The following is a 10,699-nucleotide window of genomic DNA, read 5'->3' on the forward strand; positions in this document are numbered from 1 at the left end:
AAATGAGGCGTCCTGCATCAGCATCTGCGCCGGCGCAATCGCCTTCTCCGGGCTGGTAAATTCAATGGTGTAGCAAAAAGGCTGGCTTAAATATTCCTGTCCGGTAAACGCCAGCACATCCAGCGGTGCCGTGTTATTCCAGACTTTCAGCCGATAGCGACTGTGATCAAAGATGACCACTGGCGTTGAAGGGATCATGGCTGACTCTCCGTTTCAATGCGGGTCAGGATGATTTCAGCCTGTGCCCATATCTGGCAGAGTACCGCTGCCGCGTTCAATGTCTGCGCGCAATAGGGATTTAAGCGACACAATAATGAAGTCGATACCGTATCCATATAAAGTTCCGGTGTTAATAAGAGGTCAGGCCACATTCAAGAAATAAACCGTTTTGCCATAGCTATCGCATGGCTGAATCTCATCCGTGATTTTTTGCTCAAAATGTGCCCGTCCCCGGGGATTAAAATGGTTAGTCTGGAAGGCTCGCCTACCCAGTACCCGCGATCAACCGGCGCAGCAATAACGCCGCACCGGTTGGATTAAATGGCTGCCATTCCTCCGACATAGCAGCCGATCAGCCATTACGCCTGACAGCGCTCATTCCACGCATCCGAGTGAATGATGTTGCCGTCTTTGTACGTCCAGGTGATTTTTTCGTAGCGGAACTCAACCTGTTCCAGATGGTTGTGTTTCTCTTTGGCAGGATCTTTGATGTCATGCATCAGCGGCGCCACTTTCACCACCTTCACGTTCTCCAGTCGGGTGTTGAAATATTCCTTCTCCTGACCCGCGTCATCAATTTTGTACCACTTGATTTCCGCTGATTTCAGGGTTTGGCCAGAGGTGACCGCTTTATACAAATAGGGGCTTGATGAATCGACTTCTTTCGTGAACACGAGCGGCGCGTGCACGCGGGTGCCGGTCAGCTTGCCCGTATTGTTGTCCGTCGGGATATGCAGCGCATGTTCCAGCGCCACAATTTCGATGCTGCCTTCCCGGTTCTGTACATCCACAGACCCTTTGATGTCTGCACCACCGTCATCTTTCAACCACAAATAAGCGGGGATAGCCATAAGTATTACTCCTGTTTTTGAGTGTGTGAGGTCGCCTGCACCGGCGACGTTGTTGTTGATAAAAAGCCGGGTACGGTTTGCGGTCGCTGGCAGGCGACTGCATTAGGTACCAGACGGATTTCAACTCTGCGGTTGGCAGTACGCCCCGCAGCGGTTGAATTGGTGGCGATCGGTCGCGTTGCGCCTTCGCCCTGTACTGCAAAGCAAGCGAGCGGAATGTCGCTGGTGTGTTGTAGCCAGTCGCGTACCGCTTCTGCCCGCGCCAGTGATAGCACCCGGTTTTTCGCGGCATCACCGGTAGAATCGGTATAGCCGGTAATCGTAATCAGCCAGCCCGGTTTAGCGCGGATGGTCATCAACGCATTGACTAACACTTTGGTCGAGTCGGCTTTCAGTTTCGCCTGACCGACATCAAACAGCGCCAGACTGTTCAGACTAATGGTCTGCGGGATGACTGTCGTCACCGGCTTTTTCTCCGCTGGCTCAGCCGCGTAACGGGCAATAGCCGCCTGCAACCTCGGACGTAACCGTGCGCCCTGATACAATCCCAGTCCCAGACGCCACGGCACTCCGTCGCGGTAATATGCCTCAAGCAATTTGTCATCCGCCCGCAGTACCGCTACCGCCTGCGCTCTGTGGCTCTTCTCCTTAATGGCAAGAGACTGATAGTGCAACAGGTCACCCTCTACCTGACGCAATAACCGCCAGTTATGCCAGGCTGAACAGCCCAGCGCCGTCATCCCGGCCAGCAAAAAGAGTCCCATTGCCCTGCGTTGCGCCCGCTGTACCGGGGTCAGCACCGTCCCCACCGGCAACAGACGCAGTGCCTGGTCCGGGAAAGGCAGTGCCGGCACCGCTTCCATCGTCCCTGACTGGTTGCGCGGATTACCCGCCCCCTTCAGCGCCGTTCTGCTCTGCCACCATTGCTGCCAGAGATGGCCGGTTAACGGGTTAGGTAACGCGGGCACAAACGTTAACATCATGGCCCGTGGTGGACAGGACGGCAGCCCATCCTCCGGGGTCAGACAAGCCGGTAATACGTATTCTTTCATCCAGTCAGCCCAGCCAGTCAACTCAACCCCGCGTTGAAAACGCACCATCTGTTCGGTCATCTGGCCCTGTCTCAACCAATTCGCTAACGGCTGAAAAGGCATTTTCTCCTGCCAGACCGTGACGGTGGATTGTCCCGCCAACCACTCAAACCACGTCGGATCAGGTTGTTGCCAACCATCAGCCAAATAACCGGCCAGCAGTAAAGGCAGCGCAATATTCTGTCGCTGGCGCACCTGAGAAAGCTGCCAGCGCAGCTCCCGTACCCGACCGGCCAACATTGCCGCATCACCGCATTGCTGTGGGTTGATCACCGCCATCACGCTCAACTGTCCACCCCAGGATGGCCGGGCAGCCAGCAAGGTTTCCACGCTGTCAGTCAGAGACATGCCAGACGGCAAGCACAACCAGCAACCCTGCGACGTCTGACGTAACCACGCTTCACCAAACAAGCTGTCCTGAATGTCGCTGTACACCAGCACCACCGGGTGACGGTCACTTTCCGGTGGCAGCAATGCCGATAGATCATCATGTCGTTTCCGTCGCTGAGATCGTCCGGTATAAAACCCGCCGGTCAGTGTGCAGAGCACAATGATGATTACCCCCACCCACTGGCCTGCGGGTGATAAGGGCAACCAGATCAAGCAGAGCAACAGCGCCAGTCCCGCCCCCCATACCCACAGTCCCCGTTGCAGCATGATACTCATCGTGTCAGCCCCGGGAATAGCGTCGCCAGATACTGACTCAGCCCCCACCAGACACCGGCCAACACGACCACCGTCACGACCAGCCGACGGGCAACGGCGTACTGCCAATCACCCGACGGAGATACACAATCCAGCAGGGGTGAAGATTGCGTTGTTCCAAAAGGCACAACCTGTTCATTTAAACGGGTGATCAGTTGTTCCCGAACCAGAGGGGTATCTTCCCGACCATGACCTTCGAACCCCAGCATCAGCACCCGATGAAAACAGGTCAGCACCGCCTTATTAGGGGCAGGCTCATGCAAAACGGTGCGTATCCGCTCATATAATTGGTTGCCCGCTTCCGCAGTATCAAAGAAATAAGCCTGTAACGAGGCGGCACGCCAGGCCGTATACCCCGCATCCTTCGCCCGCTTCAGGATGGTTTCATCCAGCAGGGCGCACTGAGCGTAACTGATATGCTCAATCGCGGATTCGCTGATGCCCGCATCACGCAGTTCCTGCCGAACCCGTTTTATCTCGCGGATACAGAGTTGCCATACCGTGTCCCCCTGCTCCACCGGCACGTCCTGGCACAGGGCCGTCACCAGCAGGTAGCTGTTTTGCAACAGGGCATCAATATCCGGTTGCGGTTTTTTTTGAGTCGATAAATGTGATGAATTCATGTCCGAAGTACCGCAAACAGTTCAAGCTGAATATCACCCAGAATACTAGGCACGTAAAAAGCACAGGCACCCGACGCCAGCATAGCTTTAGCCGCCGGATGGCTCAGGTCGAGCGCAAAATATTGGTTCTCCAGCCGTAACGGAATCGCCGCCGGCACATGGCTAAGTGCGATCAAAGGGATACCCGTCAATGCCCGGTTAATCATCCGATCAACATCGTCCAGTGCCCCAGCTTTACATAACAATGGAAACCGGGTCTGTAACTGATGCGCCGGTATTGACGAACGGACCGAAAGATAAAAATCTGCCGCTTCGCACAAACGGGCATCATGCAAGGTCCCCAACCACTGCTGTTCTCCCGGTTTTTTCAACTCAATCGCCACCATCCGCGATGGCAGGCTGGTTTCCAGCAATTGATTTAGCAAGTCAAACAATGGTGAAAACACTGCGCTCAGATTATCGTGCTGATAACGGGGGATCACCCCGGCATCATGATCCAACGAAAAGGTCAGCAAACTACCGGCAAGTTTGACCATTTCACGGTAGAACAGCTCTGGATGCACATCCGCGTGCGCCAGAAAATCACTGAGTACCGGCTCATAGCTGTTAAGCGCATTGAGCAGCCAAAACAACGACACATCCGCTACGGCAAAATCTGCCATCCGCTCATTGCTTTCACGGCGCATCCCCATCAACCGGGTCTGTTTAGCCCGCAACCGGGTCAGCAACAGGTCGAGCCGGTTTATCAGCCCAGCATTCGCCCCCACACGCAATAATGGCGGCATAAACTGTTCATCAAAGGCCCAGTTACCCTGAGCATCACGCAACAGACGGACGACGGGGCAGGTGAGATATTGTCCGTTTTCCATGCTGTCAAAACGCAGTGATACGGCATAACGCGCCACCGCCATCGATTCACGACAATCACTGAATTCATCCTGTACCGGTACCCACTCCTGCCGGTAACGTACCGGACGGTCAGACTGTTCATCGGGTTTAAGACAATTTCCGCCGTTAGCATACGTGTGCGGCAATGCCAGCAACACCGTGGCCTGTTGCGCCTCGGTTGGCAGAACCGACGCCAATTTTAATACTGGCGGTAACCCGTCAGCGCGATCGGTATCAATCAGCGTTCCATCAGCAAAACGTACACACAGGTGATCAGCCTTTAACTGTCCCAGCGCCAAGGCATCTTTATCAAACACCACAGTTTGCACGCCCCAGGGATGCACCCATCCCAACCGGGCAATACACTGGTTCGTATAAGCCTCCCAGCGGGCCTGCTGCTGAAACTGTTGGGGCGATAAAATGGTCCCCGTTACCCAGAGAGGACGATCTATTTTCATGATGTTCCCCCTCTTATGTTTTGGCTTTCGGCATCTGAGAAACCAGCGACAGATTGACGTCAAGCCCTTCAACCTGAAAATGCGGCACCGCATACAGCCTGACCCGGAAGAATCCCGGATTGTCATCAATATCTTCAACGACCACCCGCGCTTCACGCAGTGGATGCGAGGCTTGCAGATCGTCAGACGGATCGGTCATCTCCGTCACCAGCGTGTTGATCCAGTTGTTCAGTTCGATTTCAAGCAGACGCCGATCTTTGGTAGTCCCGATGTTCTCCCGTTGGATCAATTTCAGGTAATGGGCAATGCGGGACAGCAGGAAGATATACGGCAAGCGCGCATTAATCCGGCTGTTAGCCGTGGCTTCGCCGGTGTCATACAGTGCCGGTTTTTGCATTGAGTTAGCCGAGAAGAAGCAGGCATAATCGCGATTTTTGTAGTAAGAGAGCGGAATAAACCCCAGATTGGCGAATTCAAACTCACGGGTTTCCGGGATCATCACTTCTGACGGGATTTTAACCTGACTGCCGGTCCCCAAATCGTAGAGGTGGATCGGCAAATCAGTCACCGCCCCACCCGCCTGTGGCCCGCGGATCTGCACACACCAGCCATTTCCGACAAAGCTTTTCACCATGTTGGCCGCAAACGCAAACGCCGCATTAGTCCACAAGTATTTATTGTGGTCCGGCCCTTTGACCTGTTCAATGTAATTAAACGTTCGCACCGGCACCGTATCCGGGCCATACGGCAAACGCCCCAATACTCGCGGCAACGTCAGGCCGATGTAACGGGCATCGTCGCTGTCACGGAAGGATTTCCACTTGATGTATTCAGCGCGGTCAAAGTAGTTACCCATGTCTTTAATTGACGCGACTTCCTCCATGGTTTCCTTGCCGAAGAAAGCGGGGCCGGCAGCCGCAATAAAGGGCATATGTGCCGCTGCCGCCACTTTAGCGATATTGCGCAACAGGGCAATATCCTGTGAGCCGGCACCAAATTCATAGTTGGCAATCACCGAGCCAATCGGTTCACCGCCCGGCGTATCGTATTCCTGAATGTAGGTATGGCGATAGAAACCGCTTTGCACAATTTCGGGCGCATCATCAAAATCCTGTTGCAAATCCGCTTTCATCACATCCAGCACTTCAATTTTGACGTTCTGACGGAAATCCGTCCGGTCAACCAGAAATTTCAGGCTGCGCCAGGCGGATTCCACCTGCTGGAATGCCGGGTGGTGCATGACCACATCCAGTTGGCGACTGATTTGGTTATCCAGTTCATCGATATGCTGATCCAGTAAGGCTTTATCCAGCCGCTTCACTGTTTGCGCCGACGCTTTCAACCGCGAGAGAAAAACGCTGACCGCCGCCGTCACCCGCTCATCCGTTGTCACATCAGCCAACGCATCATTGTTCTGAAAAAGATCGAAATCATTCAAACGTTCGACTGGCTGTAAATTAATTTTCTTAAATAAAGATTGATAGACGCTACCTTCACTGTGGGTCGGGGTTGCCGCCACAGATGTAGCCGGTTCTTGGACTGCCATTAATTTATCCTTAACTCAAATTTTGTAAAAATAGGGGGATTATCACGCTTGTGGCGGCGCCAGGGCGGCGAGTTCTGTCCGCAGTTCCTCACTCAGCTGGTCATCCTGGAGAATATGCTCCAGTTCCCGGCGAAACGTGGCGTTGTCAAGCAGGTTGGATTTCAGATCGCGCAGCAGATTGCGCATAGACAGTAACGCCCGTAACGGCGGAATTTGCCGGGCGACTTGCTCAGGCTCAAAGTCTTTTATTTGCCGGAAAGCCAGCGCGATATTGGCGTCACTTCCCTCACCCGCCAGAGTATTTTCAACCGTCAGGTTAAGGGTGGGGCTGAATTCAGCCAGTACGCTGTCAAAATTGTTTTTGTTAATAGCAACCTTGTCTCTTTCCGAGAGCGGTCGCTGTTCCTGTCCGTTGCTGTAATCTCCCATCACCAATAATTTCAGGGGTAATTCCACTTTTTTCTGCGCACCGCCCGTATGCAAATCCAACTTGATATTAATACGGGCTTTGGGGATCTCGTTTTGAAAACTCTGGGCCACAAGCAGCTCCTCAATAATAATAATAAAAACAAGATAAGACGACAGCATGAGGGTCATGCCATAACAGATTTCAGAAATAGAAAACCGGACTTAGCTATTTACGAACAGGCAATTAGCCGGGCAGAAAATAAGATAACACCGACAAGTCTCGTCGAAATAAATAAAGGCACTGACCCGACGAGCTATTTCTTTGAATAGGCAATTTTGTAAACATAATTAAATAAAATCAAGATAATTTTAATCAAAAAGCACTTTTTGATTAAAAACAATAATATGTAAATTACAGTAAAGAAGAGAAAAGAAATATAATCAACAAACCAAATATAAACGAGATTTGATTTATTTTAATAAAACATTGCCTTTGTTTTAATCATATGAATCAGATTATTTTCTCTGTTATAACCAGATGACTCATGGATAAAAATAATATAATCATTTGATTTTTAATCAATTAATGATGCCATTGATCACGATAAACATTCCATTTTCAACCTGGCAATTTAACAACAAAATAGATGTAAAAAAGAATGATTATCTATTCCGTTATGCAAATGAGAATAAATTCCGCTGTACATATTAAAACAGGATCAAATAATTTTACTGTCATCAGGCGGACATATAATAATTTTCACAAATAAAACCAGACAGGTTAATGAGAGTATTATTACGATATCGTCTAACATCATTTTCTTACTATTAGCGCTACTCTTATTTACTTTCCCATCCCTATAACGAATAACGAGACAAATAAGTATAATCATGATATAAATTAAAACCACTGCAAAGTAAATACTCGTTCAATTCAAGGTTGTTACTGCGCAGATTATTTTATTTCATAAGTTATACTTAAAAACGAATAATTTATGAGAAGCTCCCCCAGCAATTTCTCGTTTCTGCTCATAGCCTTTTTCCGCTGGCTTCATTAAGACACTTGAGATTCGCCTTGATATTCAACCCGATAACCTTCTTTTTCCCGCATTAACCCCCGAAATCCCTGCAAACTGAACTGACGCAGATGATTGATTGTAAATTTATTCCCATACAAATGTTAGAAATAATCATAAATTCCAAATGCCAGAGACGATAAAATCGTCACAGACCGCTGACACCTCTTATAAAGCGGTGTTGCGCTAATGTATGAAAGGGTACATATAAATAATGATGGTCGTAACGTAAATGATACATGCCGGGATACCCGCCGTTGCCATCGAGTCGCTTCTCCTTCAACGCAGGGGTGGCGCGCGTTCGACGATAAGACGTTACCCCTCTGTCTGGAGGGTGAATAAGACGGAAGCGTTTCCGCTCCCGTCACCTGTAACTACGGAACAATCACAAAATCAGGGTTCGCAATGGAGAACAGGGCATTGCGGTCAGCAGCTGGCGGGTAAATCCACTGGGTATTGATTTCCTGCTTAATTTTTTTACCTTCCATACCGGTAACAAGTACCCTGCGCTCCCAGCCCTCAGTGAATAATGCCCCCATGCACCTAGGTCGAGGCAGGTCACATATTTCGGCTAGCTGTAGGGGTGCAGTAGTAATCCCGTCAGTTCCGCCGCCGCATTATACCCGGCAACACGGCCGAGGCTCATGGCATGCTGGCAGGACATCACGTTGTAATTACCCGCGTTGTCCGTCGGCACCTTCACAGTGTCACCGGTCACAAAAATCCCCGGAGCAGCCGGCGCATGCAGGTACGCATCCCCCAAGACGCGCCCGCTGTTATCCCGATCACCCGGAATTTGTTCCGTCAGCGGATTTGCACTCATCCCTACGGCCAATACCACCGTGCCAGCAGCAATCCGTTCACCGTCAGACAGGGTAACGCTGTCAGCATCGACCGCGGTAACACGCACACCGACGCGGGGTTCTACACCACACTCATACAGTGCCTGCTGAATAACCGCAGATGCCTCAGCACCCATGCCAGCACCGACTTCTGCTGCGCCATCAACAATCACCACCCGCACATCTTCACTACCCAGAATGGCGCGCAGTCGCTGCGGCATTTCCGTCGCACTCTCCAGACCGGTCAGTCCCCCGCCGCGCACGCCTTCACTTGCCGTGACTATTCCCGCTTTTTCAAGACGCGGGAAAATCTTGGCAAGAATAGTCCTTGTTTACCCTGTCAATAAACAGAGACCAATTTAGTCCCTGTTTCCTTTTGCTCTTTATACGAAAAGGAAATCGGCATCCGCTGAACAAACGATCACGGCCAGTAGTCCCAGAAGACAAGCACCCAGCGGAACGCGTCACCGTCATCAGTCTGGAACCGCTGATCAGATCGAATGTTCCTGCACTGACCCGGCACAGGGCGAAACACTACATAATGATGATATCGCACGCCTTTCCCCACTTTGCCACGGACATATAAATATACTCGGCCATTATTCCTTCCCGCTGGCAGAACAGGTGACAAAAGGTCATCTGAGGCCATTAAAAGAAGCGTCAAAGGAGGAAGATATTGCTTAACGTGAGTTTTCGTTCCACTGAGCGTCAGACCCCGTTCCATGATGTTAAAATTATCTAACTATTTCAGTCAGTGACTTATCCATTTCCCAACCCTCTTCAAATGGTGATAGGTTAACAAAATTGTCCCCAATGATTTATGCTCTTGCATTGATTCAGATATTGATGCAATATTGCATCAATATCTGAATCAATGAGGTAATCAAATGCGAACTACTGTCACGATTGATGATGTGCTGTATGCACAGGCGCTGGAAATGGCCGATCCTAGCATGGACAAAGCTGATATTTTCCGGGAAGCGGTGAAAACGTTTGTACAGGTGCAGGCGGCAAAGCGGCTCGCTTCGCTCGGCGGTACGTCGCCTGAAATGCAGACGATTCCCCGCCGCCGCGAGGAGCCATCCGCATAATGACTATTTTGGTTGATACATCCGTCTGGGTTGACCATTTTAAAAACCGGAATGATGGGTTGATTCAGTTGCTCAGCCGGAATCTGGTTCTGATTCATCCAATGGTATTGGCAGAGATAGCATGTGGTACCCCTCCGGCTCCAAGACTGCGAACACTAGGTGATCTAGGTCTCTTACCACCGAGCCACCAGGCCAGTATTGCAGAAGTGATGGCGTTTATTGAAAATGAAAAACTGTACGGGCTTGGATGTGGTTTTATTGATATTACGTTGCTGGCATCAACCTTAATAACGCCAGGAGCAAGACTTTGGACATTGGATAAGCGACTTGAGAGATTGGCTAAACGTCTTAATGTGAGTTATCAGCCGATTCATTGACCGGAAACTTATAATTATTTTTTCAGCGGGATTTGGGGTTTGAAGAGTAACGGAACCATGAGAGCGTAAAAAAATGTGGGGCATGGATTCGATGAAAGCTGGATAAAATAGTTTAACCACTCAGGTTACGGGGAATTGTGGCGATTGAGTGGTTCTCACCGCTATCTGATAAGCACGCTTAATTGCTTAATTTATAGTGAGTTAAAAAAGTGCCCCACACTAATGAGATGGCCGCCCTCACCCTGTTAGCGATATATTGACAGCGTGTGATTTATTTTTTATTTAAGAGGCCACCATCATGAGCACTATCGCATTGATTGGCATCGATCTTGGCAAGCATTCCTTTCATATCCATTGTCAGGATCAATCAGGAAAAGCGTTGCCGCGTAAAAAATTTACCCGAACTAAATTGATGGAATTCTTAGCTGGCTGCTCTCCGGCAATAGTGGTGATGGAAGCCTGTGCGGGCGCGCATTTCATGGCAAGACGGATCGCTGATTTTGGGCATGAGGCCAAGCTGATTT

General features: G+C 50.4%; 11 protein-coding genes and 2 pseudogenes. 4 read left to right on the forward strand and 9 right to left on the reverse strand.

Annotation, left to right across the window (positions count from 1 at the left end):
- The 8 genes from EAE89_RS21685 to tssB all read right to left on the reverse strand — a co-directional run.
- On the reverse strand, positions 1 to 198 hold a 198-nt coding region (locus EAE89_RS21685), incomplete at its 3' end, for a hypothetical protein (RefSeq protein WP_214086561.1).
- Complete coding sequence (locus tag EAE89_RS21690) at positions 195 to 335, reverse strand: hypothetical protein (RefSeq protein ID WP_161804269.1); 141 nt, start codon at positions 333 to 335, stop codon at positions 195 to 197. The genes EAE89_RS21690 and EAE89_RS21685, both read right to left, overlap by 4 nt.
- A 243-nt stretch (positions 336 to 578) precedes the next feature.
- Positions 579 to 1,070 (reverse strand): Hcp family type VI secretion system effector, encoded by a 492-nt coding sequence (locus EAE89_RS21695; protein WP_214086562.1) that lies wholly within the window; start codon positions 1,068 to 1,070, stop codon positions 579 to 581.
- 5 nt (positions 1,071 to 1,075) lie between these two features.
- Positions 1,076 to 2,935, reverse strand: a complete 1,860-nt coding sequence (locus tag EAE89_RS21700; RefSeq protein WP_244866688.1) for an OmpA family protein — start codon at positions 2,933 to 2,935, stop codon at positions 1,076 to 1,078.
- Positions 2,824 to 3,489 carry a type VI secretion system protein TssL, short form gene (tssL, locus tag EAE89_RS21705; protein WP_214086563.1) on the reverse strand — a complete coding sequence of 222 codons (666 nt, stop codon included), beginning with the start codon at positions 3,487 to 3,489 and terminating at the stop codon, positions 2,824 to 2,826. The genes EAE89_RS21700 and tssL overlap by 112 nt, the downstream gene beginning before the upstream one ends.
- A complete protein-coding gene (tssK, locus tag EAE89_RS21710; protein ID WP_214086564.1) occupies positions 3,486 to 4,835 on the reverse strand; it encodes a type VI secretion system baseplate subunit TssK in 1,350 nt (449 codons plus the stop codon). Before tssK ends, tssL begins: the two co-directional genes overlap by 4 nt.
- Before the next feature lie 13 nt (positions 4,836 to 4,848).
- The gene (gene tssC / locus EAE89_RS21715) at positions 4,849 to 6,381 is read right to left on the reverse strand and encodes a type VI secretion system contractile sheath large subunit (protein WP_214086565.1); all 1,533 of its coding nucleotides are present in this window, start codon (positions 6,379 to 6,381) and stop codon (positions 4,849 to 4,851) included.
- 42 nt (positions 6,382 to 6,423) lie between these two features.
- On the reverse strand, positions 6,424 to 6,969 hold the full coding sequence (tssB, locus tag EAE89_RS21720; RefSeq protein ID WP_083451974.1) for a type VI secretion system contractile sheath small subunit: 546 nt from the start codon (positions 6,967 to 6,969) through the stop codon (positions 6,424 to 6,426).
- 1,085 nt (positions 6,970 to 8,054) lie between these two features.
- Here tssB and EAE89_RS21725 point away from each other — a divergent pair.
- Positions 8,055 to 8,207 (forward strand): hypothetical protein, encoded by a 153-nt coding sequence (locus EAE89_RS21725; protein ID WP_161804260.1) that lies wholly within the window; start codon positions 8,055 to 8,057, stop codon positions 8,205 to 8,207.
- Between the two features lie 32 nt (positions 8,208 to 8,239).
- Here EAE89_RS21725 and EAE89_RS21730 read toward each other — a convergent pair.
- Positions 8,240 to 8,970 (reverse strand): annotated as a pseudogene (locus EAE89_RS21730) (FAD-dependent oxidoreductase); the annotation flags it as partial.
- A 624-nt stretch (positions 8,971 to 9,594) separates the two neighbouring features.
- On the opposite strand from EAE89_RS21730, the gene EAE89_RS21735 reads away from it, so the two are divergent.
- The 3 genes and pseudogenes from EAE89_RS21735 to EAE89_RS21745 all read left to right on the forward strand — a co-directional run.
- The gene (locus EAE89_RS21735; protein WP_015834907.1) at positions 9,595 to 9,798 is read left to right on the forward strand and encodes a type II toxin-antitoxin system VapB family antitoxin; all 204 of its coding nucleotides are present in this window, start codon (positions 9,595 to 9,597) and stop codon (positions 9,796 to 9,798) included.
- Positions 9,798 to 10,175, forward strand: coding sequence for a type II toxin-antitoxin system VapC family toxin (locus tag EAE89_RS21740; RefSeq protein ID WP_214086566.1), 378 nt, complete (start codon positions 9,798 to 9,800; stop codon positions 10,173 to 10,175). The genes EAE89_RS21735 and EAE89_RS21740 overlap by 1 nt, the downstream gene beginning before the upstream one ends.
- A 298-nt stretch (positions 10,176 to 10,473) precedes the next feature.
- Positions 10,474 to 10,699 (forward strand): annotated as a pseudogene (locus EAE89_RS21745) (IS110 family transposase); the annotation flags it as partial.

It is taken from the genome of Photorhabdus heterorhabditis (assembly GCF_018448905.1).
GTDB classification, from domain to species: domain Bacteria; phylum Pseudomonadota; class Gammaproteobacteria; order Enterobacterales; family Enterobacteriaceae; genus Photorhabdus; species Photorhabdus heterorhabditis.